This window comes from Salinispora cortesiana (assembly GCF_000484695.1).
Lineage (GTDB): Bacteria > Actinomycetota > Actinomycetes > Mycobacteriales > Micromonosporaceae > Micromonospora > Micromonospora cortesiana.
In genome coordinates this window covers 62,296-77,906 of sequence record NZ_AXVR01000005.1, presented here as the reverse complement: position 1 = coordinate 77,906, position 15,611 = coordinate 62,296, and the positions used below count along the sequence as shown (strand labels likewise).

The window sequence follows — 15,611 nt, the reverse complement described above, 5'->3', positions numbered from 1 at the left end:
CTATGGCACCAGGACGCCGGGGTTGAGGATGCCGGCCGGGTCCAGCTGACGCTTGACCGTCCGGAGCAGGTCAACGCCGAGATCCCCGATCTCGGCCGCGTACCAGTCTCGGTGGTCCGTGCCGACTCCGTGATGGTGGGTGATGGTGCCCCCGGCGTTGGCGATCGCGTCGCTGGCCGCCGCCTTCGCGGTGCGCCACCGGTCGATCGGATCGGACCCGGGGGAGCAGATCACGGTGAAGTACAGCGAGGCGCCGGTCTCGTAGACGTGGGAGACGTGCGCCAGCACCAGTGTGCCCTCCGGCAGCGCGTCCAGGATCGCCGCCCGGACCCGCTCGTGCAGCTCGGGCAGGCGGGACCAGTACGCCGCGGTCTCCAGGGTCTCCGCGAACGCCCCCGCGTCCAGCAGCGCGTCGCGCAGGTAGGGAGCGTCGAAGCGGTGCCGCTGCCAGTGCCGTCCCGGCTCGGCGCCCAGCGGTTGGCCGTCGTGCGCCGCCAGCACCGCGGCGGCCGTCTCGGCGGTGGCGTGGACCTGTTCGCCCTCGTACCCGATGACTAGTAGGCAGCCCCCGTCGGACCGGCCCAAACCGGTCGCCCCGATCACGGTCTCGATCTCGTCGGAGAGCCGCAGTACCGTGGCCCGCGGCCCATCCTGCGCCAGTCTTCGTACGGCGTGCAGCCCGGCGGCGAAGGAGTCGAACCGCCACCCCTCGTAGTGTGTCTGCGCCGGGATCGGTCGCACCCGGACGGTTACGTCGGTGATGACGCCCAGCGTTCCCTCACTGCCCAGGAAGAGCTGTCGCAGGTCGGGGCCGGCGGCGGAGGCGGGGGCGCGCCCCACCTGGAGGGTGCCGCGGGGGGTGGCGACGGTCAGCGCGGTCACCAGGTCGTCGAAGCGGCCGTACCCGGTGGACGCCTGCCCGCAGGAGCGGGTGGCGGCGAAGCCACCGATGGTGGCGTATTCGTAGGACTGGGGAACGTGGCCGAGGGTGAGTCCGTGCTCGGCGAGCAGCTCCGTAGCACGAGGGGCGGGCAGTCCCGCCTGGAGAGTCGCTGTTCGGGAGACGGCGTCAACCGCGAGGATCCCGTCCAGCCGGCTCAGGTCGAGGGTGAGGTGTGCGGGCGCGGTAGGTGTCAGTCCGCCGACGACCGAGGTGCCGCCACCGAAGGGGACCACGGCCACCCGGTGCTGGGAGCAGAGCTCGAGCAGGGCGAGGACCTCGGCATGGTCGGCCGGGCGGACCACCGCCTGCGGGGCTCGGTGGAGCAGGCCCCGGCGCCGGCGTAGTAGGTCGGGTGTGGACAGACCGGTTGCGTGGCGGGCCCGGATCGGTCGGGAGGTCAGTACATGCTCGGTGCCGACGGCCTCCCGGAGCGCGGCCAGGACCGCGTCGCCGAGCTCGGCTGCGGGCATCGCGACGTCGGACAGGGGCACGGCCGGGGGCACGGGGGTCAGCTCCAGTAGCTGTGCCAGTAGCTCCGACGCGGAGTCCGGTAGGGGCTGTGCCCCCGAGGCCGGCCCCCAGCGGGTCCATCGGTCGGCGTCTTCCCCAGCTCCATTCATGTGTGACACAGTGACATTCCGTGTCACTTTCAGCAAGGGGGTGTGCGCATGGACGCCACACTGACGGGGTCACGCCGGGACCGGGAACTCGCCGAACTGGCCGGTGGTGTCGCCGTTGACCTCCTCGTCGTCGGGCTCGGCGTCACCGGCGCGGGGGTGGCACTGGACGCCGCCAGCCGTGGCCTCTCGGTGGCCGCCGTCGAAGCCGAGGACCTTGCCCACGGCACCTCCCGCTGGAGTTCCAAGCTGGTCCACGGCGGACTGCGCTACCTCGCCCACGGTCAGGTTCGCATCGCCTACGAGAGCGCGGCCGAACGCCACGTCCTGATGACCCGCACCGCCCCGCACCTGATCCGGGCACTGCCGATGTTGCTGCCCACGACCGACCACACCGCCGGTTGGCAGGACCGGGCCGTGGCGGTTGGGCTCCGCGTCGGCGATCTGCTGCGCGTCAGCGCGGGAACCACCCGCCGGACCCTGCCGGCTACCCGACGGCTCGGCCCGGCCGAGGCGGGCGCGATGGCGCCGGCGTTGCGCCGGGCGGGCCTCCGCGGCGCTCGGCTGTCCTGGGACGGTCAGCTCTGCGACGACGCCCGGCTCGTGGTCGGTCTGGCCCGTGCGGCGGCGGCGCACTCGGCCCGCATCCTGCCCCGCGCCCGGGTGGTCGATCTGCGTGGCGACGGCGCCACCGTCGAGGACACCCGCACCGGGGAGACACTGCACATCGCTGCCCGCGCCGTGATCAACGCCACCGGTGTCTGGGCCGGCAGCCTGACCCCGCACGTGCGCCTGCGGCCCTCCCGCGGCACCCACCTCGTGCTGCCCGCCGCTGCGCTGGGCGGGCCTTGGGCCGGTCTGACCATCCCGGTCCCCGGCGAGTTCACCCGCTACGTCCTCGCGCTGCCACAGACCGACGGCCTGGTCTACGTCGGGCTGACTGACGAGCCGGTGGCCGGACCCATCCCGGACGTACCGGAGCCCACCGAGGCCGACATCGCGTTCTTGCTCGACGTGCTCAACGGCGTCCTCGACCGACCACTGCGACGCGGCGATGTCCTCGGTGCCTACGCCGGACTCCGGCCGCTGCTCGCCGACGCCGCGGACCGCACCGCCGACCTCTCCCGACAGCACGCCGTCATCGACGACCCGGACGGGGTCATCAGCGTCGTCGGCGGAAAGCTCACCACCTATCGGCGGATGGCCGAGGACGCGGTGGACACCGCGGTGCGTCGTCGGGCTCTGACCGCTGGTGTCTGCCGTACCCGCCGTCTCCCGCTCCCGGGCGCCGCGAGCCCCGCGTATCTGGCGCGGGTCCCGGCCCCCCGGCGTCTGGTCGCCCGCTACGGTGCCGAGGCGGTCCGCATCCTGGCCGAGGCGCCAGCGCATCTCCATCGGCCGATCGGCGAAGAGATTCCGGTCACCGGCGCCGAGCTACTCTGGGCCGCCCGGCACGAACTGGCCCGTACGGTTGATGATCTGTTGGACCGGCGAACCCGGCTCGGGCTGGTTCCTGCCTATCGGGAGGCGGCGCTGCCGGTGGCGGGTGAGGTCCTTGAGCTCGTCGCGACCCGGTAACCGGCGTCGCGTCGCCCGACCCGCCGCCGGGCCGGGACGCCTACCGGTCCCCGGTCGACTCGGCCCGCACCTCGCCCGATGCTCGGATGCGTCTCTGGTCCTCGCGGATGGTGTATCGGATCGCCGGTAGGGAGGCGTCCGGCGTGAAGATCAGTGCGTACCAGCGGTCCAGTGTGGCGCGAAGCTGGGCGATGCGGGCCTGGAGTCGACGGCTTCGCTCGTTCGAGGCACGTAGCTGCTCCCGGATGGTCTGCGCCTCGGCCTCCAACTCGGCCATTCGGATCCGCATCGGCTGCACCAGGGTCAGGGCGGTGTCAGTGATCACATCAGCCGCCTCGGCGCGGAACTTTCCTCGCTTCACCACCACCGCGGCGATGGTCGCGAAGCCGCCGGCGCCACCAAGGACGCCGAGTACCGACAGCACGACCTGGAGCCACTGTGGAGCGGCAGCTGCGGCGTCGGTCGTGGGTGGAGGTGGGGGTGGGGGTGGAGGCGGGGCTGTCATGGGAACTCACCAGCCAGGTCCGGGGCTGGACGCTGCGGCTCGACCAGCCGGTGTAGATCGTGCAGGAGCTCCCCGCCGCGCCACCACGAACCGAAGGCCACCGCAGTGATGAAGGAGACTGAGGTGACGGCGGCCAGGCCACCGCCGACCCCAAGGGTGATCGCGTACATGCTGGTGACGGCGCCGAGCATCAGCATCGACGCCAGTTCCAGCCCGAGCCCGGTGGCGTGCCGGCCTGGCCACAACAGCCCGGCAATGCCGATCAGGCCGGCGACGACCAGCCCTAGCTGCCAGCCGATGCGGATCGGCTCGGGCATAGCGACCCCCATGGTAGGTGGCGCCCCGAGGACGAGCATCATCGTGCCGCACATGGGCGAGGTGAAGACGACGGCACACTGGAAGGGCCGTCGATTTCGCGAGATCAGCCTTTTCCGCACCGCAGCTCCTCAGGTGGTCACTCGCCGAGCCGGTCTCGGGGACACGCTCGGACCGGCGCTGCGCGAGGAGGGGATGACGACGAGCGTCATTGATTGCCGATAGATCAGTCATATCACCCGGCGGAGCTGCCGCCCAAAAGATGCTGAGATCCGACAAAACCGCAGGTCAATAGGGGTGCTGTGGTGATATTCGCCCGGGCGGAATGGGCCGGCGTTGCCGTCGGTCGGAGTTGGTGCTGGCGTCGATCGCGGTCAGCGCTGCCGGCGTCCACGCTGCGCCACCCGCAGCGTGTTACACACGTCAGCCACCCCCGGGATGTCCCATGCGAGTTCGCCCGCGACCTGCCGTGTTTCGAGGTCGGCAGTCGTACCGGCCAAGATGATCACCCGATTCTGCACGGTTACGGTGATCTGCTGGCGGCGCGTCGTCCAATCAGTGCTGAGCCGTTGGGTAGTGATCGCGGCGAGCCGTGCGTCCTCGTCGTGGTGTCCCGGCGGGTTCCACGCAGGATGGAAGGGGTCGTCCTCGGGCGGGGGCCAGGGCATGACTAGGTGGCAGTCCTCATCGATGGGGCTGGCAGGGGGTGCGGCCGGTCGCCGGGTCGCGACGCGCCGGTCCGCTGCTCACACCAGCACCCCGGGTTCGTTCACTGTGTTTGGTTGGTCGGTGACGACGGGGAACGCGGTGTCCAGGCGCATTGTGTGGAGCACGGTCAACACGAACCGGGAGGGCGCGTGGAGCCACAGCTCCGCTCCGCGTTGACGAGCCTCCTGCCGGGCCCGGACGAGTAGGCCGAGGCCGGTGGAGTCGATCTGCTCAACGGCGGAGAGGTCGACGACCACGCGCCCCTCGTGCTCGGTGGCCTCGCTCAGCGCGGCGCGTAGCGGGTCCGTCGTCGTGCTGGCCTCGGCGACCTCGTCGTGGTCGGAATCCCCGAGCGGCTGGACGGGGGCGGCTCGGCCGGGTGTGGGCGGCGTGCATCCGGTGCATCGGTGTGGACCGGTGGCGAACGGAGACCCGCTCCAGCCGTGCTCGGACACGAGCGTCCAGACCACTTCGTCATCGGGTAGTACGACGGCCGTGCTGGCGGCGGTCTCTCCGCAACCATCGCAGATCAGGGTCATCATGTGGTCGTCTGGCACGACGGTCATGGTCGGTTCCCTTCCTGGTCTGCTGATGCCGAGGGGTCGCCGGCGGCAGGCCACCGGCGGATGGACCGCCTGGTCGGCCCCGGCGTGTGCCTCGCCGTCACGACCGCGAGGGTAACCGCGGCGCCGGCGAAGCCAGCCTGCACGGCCAGCCGCAGCACGGAGGGAGCAGCGACATCGACGCCAGCGACTCGGGCGATGATGGTGCCGAGCAGGGCGGCGCCGAGACCCACGGCGACGGCCAGCCACACCGGGGCGGCGTCCCGGCCCGGGAGAACGAGCCGCCCGAGTAGGCCGACGGAAGCGCCGATGACGAGGGCGTGGATGAGGGCGTTGCCGGTCACTGCTGCCTCCTCTCGGCGGGACGGGGGCCAGGTTGGCGCGACGAGCGGCCCGACACGCCTCTCACCCTCTAAGTGGGTCGTGTAGCGGCCGGTGCAGTTGGATGACAGTCACGTGACAAATCTGGCGGCTGCCCCAGAGTGGGTGGTCGTCGGGGTGCCGGGGGATGATGCCGTAATGACCGCGGTACTGGTGATCGAGGACGACGATCGGATCCGGTTGGCGCTGCTGCTCGCTCTGGAAGAGGAGGGCTACACCGCGCGGGGGGCGGCGACCGCCGAGGAGGGGCTGCGGATGCAGCGGTCCGATCCGGCCGACAACGTGTTGTTCGACTTGATGCTGCCCGGTATCGATGGATTTGAGGGGATCCGCCAGCTGCGCCGCGACGACGATGTCCCGATCGTGGTCGTCAGCGCCCGGGACGACACCCACGACATCGTCGCCGCGTTGGAGGCCGGTGCCGACGACTACGTGGTCAAACCGGTCGCCATCAAGGAGTTGTCGGCCCGGCTGCGGGCTCTGCGACGGCGGGCCCGGGCCGTCGCTACCCCGCTCGCGGTACAAATCATCGGCGACCTGGAAATCAGCCCGGAGGCGGGGGAGGTGCGTCGTGCCGGAGAGCCGGTGGCGTTGACCCGCACCGAGTTCCGGCTCCTCTGCGAGCTGGCCGAGCACGCCGGCCGGGTGCTGTCCCGGCAGCAGTTGCTGCAGCGGGTGTGGGGATATGACAGTGGCGACGAGCGCTTGGTGGACGTGCACGTCGGGCGCCTGCGCCAGAAGATTGAGGCGGAACCGGGCAACCCCCGATACCTGGTTACGCTCCGTGGTCTCGGCTACAAGCTGCAGCGATGAGACATCTCGGGCTCCGCGCGCGAGTGACGGCCGGGTTCGCGGTCGGCGCCGCGTTGCTGGCGGCGTCGATGGCGTTGATCTCCTATGACCTGACCCGGCGCAGCCTGCTCGACGAGCGGGAACGCACGGCCGTGCGGGCGGCCTACTTCGACGCGGGGGTCGTGCGCATCGGGCTGAACACCGATGAACCCGACGTTGTCGAAGTGCTCCGTTCGCTGGATACCGGCAGCTCCCGGCGACCCCTGCTCCACCTCGACGGCTCCTGGTACGGGCGTACCGCCGAGACAGCGGCGACGAGCGTGCCGACGGCGCTGCAGAAGCAGGTCCGGGCCGGACAGCCCGGGGTGCAACGGGTCCAGTTGGCTGGGCAGCCGACACTGCTGGTCGGAGTGCCACTGCCCGACGGCGCCAGCTACTACGAGCTGACCTCCCTACGTGAGTTGGAGGAGACATTCCAGGTTCTCGCGCTGGCGTTGACCGCCGTGGCGATCATGGTGGCCGGCTCCGGCGCCGCCTTCGGCTGGTACGCGACCCGGCACAGTCTGCGCCCGTTGACCGCCGTCGCGGACGCCGCCGAGCGGATCTCCGCCGGCGACTTCACGACCCGGCTGGCGCCGGCCACGGACCCGGATCTGACCCGCCTGTCGACCTCCTTCAACGATATGGTTGACCAGCTGGCCAGGCGGATCGAACGAGACCGGCGCTTCGCCGCCGACGTGAGCCACGAGCTGCGCTCGCCGTTGCAGACCCTCTACGCCGCCGCGAGCGTGCTGACCCGCCGGCGGGGACACCACGACGAACGGACCGCAACCGCGGCGGGGCTGGTGGCCGATGAGATCGGCCGGTTCCAGCAACTGGTCAACGACCTCCTGGAGCTGGCCCGTACCGACCAGCCCGCCCAGCGGGAGTCGGTGGACGTCGTCGCGCTCGCCGGTGAGGTGTGCCAGAGCCGGGGCCTACCGGAGAGCCTGGTGCGGCCCGACCCCGGTACCCCGACGGAGTGGCGGGTCGACCGGCGGCGTACCGAGCAGCTGCTGGTCAACCTGCTTGAGAACGCGGTCCGCTACGGCGGTGGCCCGGTCGCGGTCCGGCTGTCGGCCGTCGGCACCAGCGGCGTCGTCGAGGTGGACGACGCCGGTCCGGGCGTACCGGTGGCCGACCGAGCTGTCATCTTCGACCGTTTTGTTCGTAGCCGCGCCGCCCGCGCCCGCGGGGGTACCGATGGCACCGGGCTCGGCTTGGCGATCGTCGCGCAGCACGCCGCCGCTCACGGCGGACACGCGACGGTCGCCGACCGACCCGGGGGCGGGGCGCGGTTTCGGGTGGAGCTGCCTGGGAGCCTGGAGTGAACGCCCGCCTGGCGCTGGCCACGCTGTTGGTGCTGCTGCTCGCGGGTTGCGGCGTACCCACTGACGATCAGCCGCGGGCGGTGGAGGCGCCGTATGGGCCGTTCCCGACCCCGGGTACGGCGATCTCCGATCCGGTCGGGCGGTTCACCGAAGAGCTCTACTTTGTGCGCGATGACCGCCTCGTCCTGGTCCACCGTCGCCTCGACATGTCGCCGACGGTTAGCCAGCACCTGGAGCACCTGCTGGCCGGTCCGAACGAGGCCGAGCGGGCCGAGGGTCTGGCCACCGCGCTCTTCGGTGCGGTCACCGTGGCCGGCATCCGCCTCACCGGGGCGCGGGCCGAGGTGGACGTGCCGTCGGTGGCGGAGGGCGCGGGCCGGAGCGACGAGGTCTTCGCCTTCGGCCAGATTGTCTGCACCCTCACCGCCCGCCCGGAGGTTGACGCGGTGTCGTTCCTGCGCGACGGTGCGCCGCTGGGCGTCCCCCGGGCGGACGGGTCGTTGTCGCAGGGGCCGCTCACCGCTGCCGACTACGCTGAATTGTCCGGCTCGGACTGAGCGGTGGCGGTCGTGCTGTCCGGCTCGGACTGAGCAATGGCGCTGTCTGGCTCCGACGCAACGGTGGTGGTCAGCCGGCGACTGGCACCGTATCGCCGGGGAGGGTCGGCTCGTCGGGGCGCACCGAGGTGGCGCCGGGCAGCTCCGATGTCTCGCTGTGCTCGTCGGGGCCGGCTGCGCCACCGGCATCCTCGTCCGGCTGCTCTGGCTGCTGGCCGCCGGCCGAGTTGTTCGGCTGGCCGGGTGCTGGTGTCGGTGCGTCGCCGCCGGTGGGGACGTTGCGGGCGACTACCTGCGGGTACTCCGCGGTCGCGGCACCGCCCGTAGCGGCTGCCATCACCGCCGCCGCGGCCAGGTCGGCCACCCGCTTCGCCTCGCGTTTGACCCGCGACCTGACCTCCTTGGCGTGTTGGTCGGCGTAGTCGGCCGCGCGCCGCGCCTCCTCAAGCCGGTGCAGCTCGTCGGCGAGTTCCCGGCGGGCCGTGCCGAGTCGCTGCTGCTGCTTGATCAGCTCCTGATCGATGGCGTTGCCGTCCTGGCGGACCTGAGTGAGCTGCTGCTGGCCGGCCTCCAGCTCGGACTGGAGCCGGCCGAGTCCCTCCCGGCGGTCTCGGATGTCCTGCTGCACCGCGGCGAGCTGCTGCTGATGGCTGGCTGCCTGCTCGTCGATTCGCTGGCGCACCTTCGCGGCATACTCCTGGGCCTCGGCGATGAGCGCGGCGATCTCCTGCTCGGCGGCGGTGCGTTGGGCCGCGAGTTCCCGTTCGGCCGTGGCGCGCTGCTCGGTCAGCTCCTGCTCGGCGCCGGTACGCTTGTCGGTCAGCTCCCGTTCCACAGTGGACTGCCAGCGCGCCAGCTCCTCCTGGGTTCGGGTCCGGGCCGCCTGCACCTCCTGCTGGATCTGGGTGCGGGCGGAGCTGAGGAACGCCTCGGCCTCGGCTCGGGCCTGCTCGATCCGCTGGGCGCTCTGCTCGTCGGCCTGGATCGCCTCCTGCCGGGCTCGCTCGTGGGCGGCCTCGCCCGCCTCTCGTAGCTGGTCGGCGGCGGCGCGGATCTCGGCCAACTCGGCCTGGGCAGCGGCCCGCCGCTCCTCGTCCACCTGCTCCTGTTCGGTACGCCGGGTGGCCAACTCCGCTTCGAAGTCGCGCATCGTGCTGGCCGCCTGTTCCTGGGCGTCGGTGAGCGTCCGCTCCGCCTCCGCCGTGAGCTCGGCTGCCCGCTGTCCGGCCGTCTCGCCGATCATGTCGGCCTGCCGTTCGGCCAGCGCCAGGATTTCTTCGACCATCGGTCCCAGATCGCGGAACGCGGCGCGGTCGACCCGGGCTGGCCGCTCGCGTAGCTCGGCGACCTCCGTCTCCAGGTCGGCGAGCTGGGCCGTCAGTGCCTTGGCTCGGACATGTGCCTGGTTGCGGTCGGTCACGGCCCGGAGCAGCTCGCCGTCGAGCTGGTCAAGGTGTCGTTCCACCTGCCGTTTGTCGAAGCCGCGCATGGTGACGTCGAAAGCCGGCCGCGACACCTTGTAGTCGCTGGCCGCGAACGACTCGTCGCCGTGGGACATGGCTGCATCCTCCGTACGATCGCTAGCGCCACGCCGGGGCGGGGACCACCCCACGGGCAACGGTGTGGCGACACGCTACCGCCGTCGTGGTGTGGGCTGAAGACCTGCCCCGCCCTCGGGCGCGGTGGTGGCGGCGAGCTGTCGGCCGGTCGAGCCGTTCGACTGTGTCGATCTCCACTTGACAGTGGTCAAGGTAAGGCTAACCTAACTGGGTCGAGTGCGGTGCGGGACAGGTTCCCGTGCCCGACCCTGGAAGGCATCATGACCCAGACCCTGCCCGTCGCGCCCTGGCGGCTGTTCACCGTCGAGGTTCGCGCCGTGCGTCGGCTCAGCCCGTCGTTCGTGCGGGTTACCTTCACTGGTCCGGACCTGGACCGGTTCGCCGACAACGGCTACGACCAGCGCGTCAAGCTGGCGTTCCCGCTGCCGGGCGAACGGGGGGCAGGGTTGCCGGAGGGACCGGACTGGTACGCCCACTGGCGGGCACTGCCGGAGTGTCAGCGCAATCCGATCCGCACCTACACCGTCCGCGCCGTGCGCCCCGAGCTCTCCGAGGTCGACGTTGACCTCGTGCTGCACGGTGACGGCGGGCCGGCGACCCGCTGGGCGCGCCGGGTGCGGCGCGGGGACCAGATCGTGATTGTCGGCCCGGATGCGGGCTACGACGGTGAACACGGCGGTGTCGAGTTTCGGCCACCGGCCGCCGCGAAGCTTCTGCTCGCCGGCGACGAGACGGCGGTGCCGGCGATCTGTTCCATCCTGGAGCGGCTTCCGGTCACCGCCCGTGGTCGGGTGCTGCTGGAGGTGCCCGAGGTCGACGACGTGCAGTCGGTGGCAGCGCCACCGGGGGTGGCGGTGCGTTGGCTGGCCCGGGGCGGGCACCCGCACGGCGCCCGGCTCGTGCCGGCCGTGTCGGCCGCGGCGGCGGAGTTGATGTCCGGTCCGTCGGTCGGGGTGCCGGTCACCGAGCTCAACCTGGACACAGAGCTCCTCTGGGAGATGCCCATCTCCGTTCTCCCGGTCCCGCTCTACGCCTGGCTGGCGGGCGAGGCAGGCGTCATCCGCGCCCTCCGTCGTCATCTTGTCACCGAACGCGGCCTGGATCGTCGGGCAGTAGCCTTCATGGGCTACTGGCGCCTCGGCCGCCCGGACCCAGCCTGACCGTCGAGTCGATCGGCCCTCGTGGCGCCGTGCGTCCCGGCTCGCGGGCCGAGGCGGCCCTCCCGCCCGACGTCGCCGCAGTCCGGGAGCTGCAATGCGTAAACCCCTAGCCTGCAGTGCCCAACCGTGCGGTAGCTAGCCGCAGGACCTGCCTCCGCCGAGACTGTCGCTGCCGGCGGGCTTCGCAGTGTCTGGCGCACCGGTTGACTGGTCGGCACCGAACAGGCCCAGCCTCAGTAGGCGTTGGTTCGCGGCGCTGCGGCGGGTCAACGCCGGTGCTTCGAACATGGGTTGGTCCAGATTCGGTTGCATGACCGGCTCCAGCAGCAGCGGGCCCACGATCAGGCACAGCATCTGGAACGGTGCCCACTGCAGATCCGCATCCGTGCGGCCGCCCTCGGCCGCGACCAGCCGCTCCAACTCGGTGCGCGCACCCTCCAGCAGGCGGCCGAACAGTGCCGCGCTGGCCGGGCTGTCCTCCTGTAGGGCCCGACGCAGGTAGCCGCGCAAGACCGGGTCAGCGCCGAACATCCGCGCGGACATCTCACCCAGTGACTCCAGTAGGTCCCCGCCGCCCGGATCCAGCTCCCGCAGGGCAGCGCCGAGCCGGGCCAAGACCTGCTCATCGACGGCGGCACGCAGCCCTTCCTTGGAGCCGAAGTGGTGTATCACCAGGGCCGGCGAGAGCCCGGCCTCGGCGGCTACCGCGCGAGCCGAGGTGGCGGCGAAGCCGCGCTGCGCGAACAGGCGTAGGGCCGCCGCGCGTAGCCGCGCTCGTCCGGTCAGGTCCGACGGCGACGCTTCCATGCCAGCACGGTATGTCATCGCACCGGCACTGTCCTTGGGGACATCCCGCGAGGTGATCTCCGTGGCGCTAGGGATCCATCGCTGAACAGATGTTCAGTATACTGAACACATGGACAGTGTCGTAGGTGAACCCTCCGCACACCGCACCCAGTACCTGCACTACCTGGACAACCTGCGGGTGGCGATGATCCTCCTGGTGGTGATCCACCATGCCGCCCAGGCATACGGCCCCGCCGATTGGTGGTACTTCAACAGCGGCCAGCACGTACCCGTCATGGCCACCCTCTCCGCAGTGGGCGGAGCGTTCCGGATGAGCCTGCTGTTCTTCGTCGCCGCGTTCCTCGTGCCCCGCGCCGTCGATCACAAAGGCAGCTGGGTATTCATGCTCGGTCGATTCAAGCGCCTCGGAATTCCGTTTCTGGTTGGCTCGGCCACGATCATTCCCGTACTGATGTACGTCTACTACCGCGAATACCGCGGCTATCCGCCGATCTCGTTTCCTCGCTACTACCTGGACGTCTTCCTCGGCTTCGGCCCACAGCCGGCCGAATGGACCGGCCCGGTCTGGCCCGACCTGCAGTTCGGGCACCTGTGGTTCATCCAGACACTGCTTGTCTTCTGTGCCCTGTACCTGCTGTTCCACTGGCTCGGCGAGCGACTGCGTGGCCTCCGCCAAAACCCGAGGCCGAGCCGGCCGGCTCGGCTGACCTGGCTGACCGACAACCGCAGCCTGGCTATCTGCACCCTCACTCTGGCCGCGGTCGTGTTCCTCATCCGAATCTGGTACCCGCTTGACCAGTGGGTGCCGTTGTTCGGGTTCATTCAGGCCGAACCGGCGCGCCTTGCCCAATATGCGGCATTCTTTGCCGCCGGCGTCAGAGCATATCGATGTGATTGGCACTCCCGACTGCCCCGCCGGACCGGCTATACCTGGCTGGCCATCGGCGTAGCACTCACCGTCGTACTGTTCTGGACCGGCACCGACACCCGATTCTTCGCCCCCGGTGGTGCCTCCTGGGCCTCGGCCTGCTGGACCCTGACCGAGACCTTCCTGTGCGTCGGCCTCAGTATCGGCCTGGTCACCCTGTTCCGAGACCTCTTCACCGGCCACAACCGAGTCACCCGTGCCATGGCCGCCAGCTCCTACACGATTTACCTCATCCACCTGCCGATCGTCGTCGCCCTGCAGTTCGCGTTCGCCCGCGCCGGCCTACCCACCATGGCCACCTTCGTCGCCGTCACCACTCTCGGCATCGTCATCAGCGTCGCCGCTGCCGTGACAGTCCGTCGTCTGCCCGGCCTCCGCACGATTCTGTGACGGTCATCCCAACGTGACTCCGGCGAGGGTCGGCGCGGATGACTGTGGCGGTCAGCGCGGTGGGCCGGCCACCGGGGGCGGCGGGGCGAGGGCGGGGGAGAAGGTGGCCAGGAAGCGGTCCCGGAATTCGTCCATCCGCCACACCGGGGCGTCCGGCGTCGGGCGCAGCCCGTCCGGCCAGCCCCATCCGGCGATCTGCGCCAACACGGTCGGATCGCGGGCAACGAGGTGGACCGGCACGTCCCGGCTGGCGCCCGGACCGGTGATCACTGGTGCCGGTTGGTGGTCACCGACCACGATCAGCACCAGGTCGTCGTCGCCGTATCGCTGTACGTAGGAGATGAGGGCGCCGAGGGCGTACTCGATGGACCGGCGGTACCCGATCCGGGGCTGCGTTGACGAGCTGCGTTCGCTGGCGTCGTGGAACACCCGGCCGTCGCCGAGGGTGTCCCAGTCGACCAGCCTCGGGATGTGGGTCCAGGGCGAGTGGCTGGAGACCAGTGCTAGTTCGGCCATCACCGGCCGGCGGTCGGTGCCGGCCAGCTCCCGCTGGTGGAAGGCGGAGAGGGTGTACTGGTCGGGCATCGGGGCGAAGCCGAACCGGGGGCCCTGATACCCGAGGTGGTACTCGTCGTAGAACCGTTCGTAGCCGTAGAAGGCCCCCTCCGGCCAGGGCTGGTTGACCGCCGGCATCACTCCCACCGTCCGCCAACCGGCCCGCTGGAACGCCGCACCGAGAGGGGTCCGCTCGCTGGCCAGCAGCGTCTGGTGCCGCTGGTTGTTGTCGATCCAGAGCCCGGAGAGCAGCGTCGCGTGGGCCAGCCAGCTACCCCCTCCGGCGGTGGGCGAGGTGAGGAAGGCGCTGCGGGCACCGAAGCCGGCGGCGGAGAGTCGCCGCTGCCCCTCGTCGAGCACCCTCTCGACGGCGGCGAACTCCGGCTCCTGCACCACGTCCCGCCCGTAGCTCTCCACGAAGGCGACCAGGACATCCTTGCCCTCCAGCGCGGTCAGCAGCTGATCGTCGGGGACCAGGCGGTACGGGTCGATGTTCACCCGGTCGGCGAAGTTCGCGCGGTCCTGAAGGCGTGCCTGCACCTGCGCGGCGTGCGCCCGGACCAGGTCGGTTGTGGCGGCGTCGGCCACCGGGAGACCGGGGACAATCCGTACCCCGGTGGCGGCGGCCACCAGCCAGAGCACCACCAGGCCCACCAGTATCCGCCGCGCGCTGTCCGGGCGCCCGGACAGCAGTCGACTCAGCCGCAGGACCGCCCAGGTGGTGACCGTCAACAGCGTCCCCACCAGTAGGCCGGCGCCGACGGACGCCACGATCGCGCCGCCTCGGCCAACCGAGGCGCTGACAAAGGTGAACGTCTCGTCGAGGAGGCGCCAGTCCAGGGCCAGGTCGACCGGCCGGCCGAGGGTGCTGTGGAAGCTCAGGTCGGCAGCCTTGACCACCACCAGCAGCCCGAGCAGCGTCCCCGCCAGTGCGGCCACCGGCCGCCGTGCCCGGGCGGGCACGGCGAGCAGGAGAGCCGCCAACGCGAGACCTTCCAGCGGGATCCGCAGTAGCGCGGCCGGTACCAGGTGACTGGGCTGCCGCGGCACGGTGAGGGCGGCCAACACCAGCAGCACCGCCAGCGTGGCGGGTATCCGTCGCCGCCATGCCGGCCACCGTGGCCCCGCTGCCTCGGTGGGTGCCGTCGGCAGCGGGGCCGGCGGCGGGTCGGCGCGGCGCCGCCACCGCCAGGCCACGTCCCGGCCAAACGACTCCAGTTGCAGCACCAACACCGCCAGGGCGAGCAGCCCGCCGACCGCGCTCGACAGCAGTCGGGACGTCACCACCAGCAACACCACGCCGAGGGCCGCCGCGACCACCTTGCGCCAGTAGCGCGGCGGGAGCGGCCCGCGTAGCCAGGGCAGGGCCCAGCCGGCGACGAGGAACACGTACCGCATCGCACCGAGGATCAGCACCCAGGGCCCCACCACGGGTGCCACGTGCAGACTGAGCACCGCCACCAGGACGCTGTCGATCTCCATGTCGAACCGGGCGCCGAACGCGCTCTCGGTGCCGGTGCGTCGGGCCACGTAGCCATCAACCGCGTCCAGCGACAGCGCCACCGCGGCGAGAGCGGTCAGGAGCCCGACCGGCACCGGGCGGCCGGTGAGCCCGTCCGCCACCAGCGCGACGACCGCGCCGATGAGCACCGCCCGAGCGAGCGTCACTCGGTCGGCCGGCCCGAGGCCCCTCGCCGCCAGGTGCAGGCCGCGACTGAGCGCCAGGCACACCACCAACCCGTACGCGAGGCCGGCGCACCAACCGGCGGCGCCGAGCCCCACCGTCCCGGCCAACCCGGTTGACAGGAGAATCTGGAGGGACAGCCCAATCAACGGACCGTTTCGAACCGTGGCCACCGTGCCTCCCTGTCTATGATCGACCA

General features: G+C 71.1%; 16 protein-coding genes. 7 read left to right on the top strand and 9 right to left on the bottom strand.

Annotation, left to right across the window (positions count from 1 at the left end; translation table 11 throughout):
* Complete coding sequence (locus K228_RS0104335) at positions 1–1,563, bottom strand: FAD-binding oxidoreductase (protein WP_025617314.1); 1,563 nt, start codon at positions 1,561–1,563, stop codon at positions 1–3.
* 48 nt (positions 1,564–1,611) lie between these two features.
* Here K228_RS0104335 and K228_RS0104330 point away from each other — a divergent pair, with 48 nt between their 5' ends.
* Entirely contained in the window at positions 1,612–3,138 is a 1,527-nt protein-coding gene (locus tag K228_RS0104330) for a glycerol-3-phosphate dehydrogenase/oxidase (RefSeq protein WP_025617313.1), read from the top strand.
* Between the two features lie 40 nt (positions 3,139–3,178).
* Here K228_RS0104330 and K228_RS0104325 read toward each other — a convergent pair whose 3' ends face one another.
* Both K228_RS0104325 and K228_RS0104320 read right to left on the bottom strand, forming a co-directional pair.
* Positions 3,179–3,562, bottom strand: a complete 384-nt coding sequence (locus K228_RS0104325; RefSeq protein ID WP_188116164.1) for a hypothetical protein — start codon at positions 3,560–3,562, stop codon at positions 3,179–3,181.
* 77 nt (positions 3,563–3,639) lie between these two features.
* On the bottom strand, positions 3,640–4,080 hold the full coding sequence (locus tag K228_RS0104320) for a hypothetical protein (RefSeq protein WP_025617311.1): 441 nt from the start codon (positions 4,078–4,080) through the stop codon (positions 3,640–3,642).
* Here K228_RS0104320 and K228_RS28730 point away from each other — a divergent pair.
* Positions 4,013–4,183 carry a hypothetical protein gene (locus K228_RS28730; protein WP_188116166.1) on the top strand — a complete coding sequence of 57 codons (171 nt, stop codon included), beginning with the start codon at positions 4,013–4,015 and terminating at the stop codon, positions 4,181–4,183. The genes K228_RS0104320 and K228_RS28730 overlap by 68 nt on opposite strands.
* Before the next feature lie 149 nt (positions 4,184–4,332).
* Here K228_RS28730 and K228_RS0104315 read toward each other — a convergent pair whose 3' ends face one another.
* From K228_RS0104315 to K228_RS0104305, 3 genes are all read right to left on the bottom strand, one after another.
* Positions 4,333–4,626 carry a BON domain-containing protein gene (locus K228_RS0104315; RefSeq protein WP_025617310.1) on the bottom strand — a complete coding sequence of 98 codons (294 nt, stop codon included), beginning with the start codon at positions 4,624–4,626 and terminating at the stop codon, positions 4,333–4,335.
* 78 nt (positions 4,627–4,704) lie between these two features.
* The gene (locus tag K228_RS0104310) at positions 4,705–5,232 is read right to left on the bottom strand and encodes an STAS domain-containing protein (RefSeq protein ID WP_025617309.1); all 528 of its coding nucleotides are present in this window, start codon (positions 5,230–5,232) and stop codon (positions 4,705–4,707) included.
* Positions 5,229–5,573, bottom strand: a complete 345-nt coding sequence (locus tag K228_RS0104305; RefSeq protein ID WP_025617308.1) for a hypothetical protein — start codon at positions 5,571–5,573, stop codon at positions 5,229–5,231. The genes K228_RS0104310 and K228_RS0104305 overlap by 4 nt, the downstream gene beginning before the upstream one ends.
* A 175-nt stretch (positions 5,574–5,748) precedes the next feature.
* Here K228_RS0104305 and K228_RS0104300 point away from each other — a divergent pair, with 175 nt between their 5' ends.
* Genes K228_RS0104300 through K228_RS0104290 form a run of 3 tightly spaced genes read left to right on the top strand, consistent with a single transcriptional unit; the run spans position 5,749 to position 8,329 of the window.
* Positions 5,749–6,423, top strand: coding sequence for a response regulator transcription factor (locus K228_RS0104300; RefSeq protein ID WP_025617307.1), 675 nt, complete (start codon positions 5,749–5,751; stop codon positions 6,421–6,423).
* A complete protein-coding gene (locus K228_RS0104295; RefSeq protein WP_025617306.1) occupies positions 6,420–7,772 on the top strand; it encodes a sensor histidine kinase in 1,353 nt (450 codons plus the stop codon). The genes K228_RS0104300 and K228_RS0104295 overlap by 4 nt, the downstream gene beginning before the upstream one ends.
* Entirely contained in the window at positions 7,769–8,329 is a 561-nt protein-coding gene (locus tag K228_RS0104290; RefSeq protein WP_025617305.1) for a GerMN domain-containing protein, read from the top strand. Before K228_RS0104295 ends, K228_RS0104290 begins: the two co-directional genes overlap by 4 nt.
* 70 nt (positions 8,330–8,399) lie before the next feature.
* On the opposite strand, the gene K228_RS0104285 is transcribed toward K228_RS0104290, so the two are convergent.
* Positions 8,400–9,887 (bottom strand): coiled-coil domain-containing protein, encoded by a 1,488-nt coding sequence (locus K228_RS0104285; RefSeq protein ID WP_025617304.1) that lies wholly within the window; start codon positions 9,885–9,887, stop codon positions 8,400–8,402.
* A 261-nt stretch (positions 9,888–10,148) separates the two neighbouring features.
* Here K228_RS0104285 and K228_RS0104280 point away from each other — a divergent pair, with 261 nt between their 5' ends.
* Entirely contained in the window at positions 10,149–11,048 is a 900-nt protein-coding gene (locus tag K228_RS0104280; RefSeq protein ID WP_025617303.1) for a siderophore-interacting protein, read from the top strand.
* A 135-nt stretch (positions 11,049–11,183) separates the two neighbouring features.
* On the opposite strand, the gene K228_RS0104275 is transcribed toward K228_RS0104280, so the two are convergent.
* The gene (locus tag K228_RS0104275) at positions 11,184–11,855 is read right to left on the bottom strand and encodes a TetR/AcrR family transcriptional regulator (protein WP_025617302.1); all 672 of its coding nucleotides are present in this window, start codon (positions 11,853–11,855) and stop codon (positions 11,184–11,186) included.
* Positions 11,856–11,964: 109 nt separating this feature from the next.
* Here K228_RS0104275 and K228_RS0104270 point away from each other — a divergent pair, with 109 nt between their 5' ends.
* Complete coding sequence (locus K228_RS0104270; RefSeq protein WP_025617301.1) at positions 11,965–13,173, top strand: acyltransferase family protein; 1,209 nt, start codon at positions 11,965–11,967, stop codon at positions 13,171–13,173.
* Positions 13,174–13,224: 51 nt separating this feature from the next.
* Here the strand turns inward: K228_RS0104270 and K228_RS0104265 are convergent, their stop codons facing one another.
* Complete coding sequence (locus K228_RS0104265) at positions 13,225–15,585, bottom strand: CDP-alcohol phosphatidyltransferase family protein (protein WP_025617300.1); 2,361 nt, start codon at positions 15,583–15,585, stop codon at positions 13,225–13,227.
* Positions 15,586–15,611 lie beyond the last annotated feature (26 nt).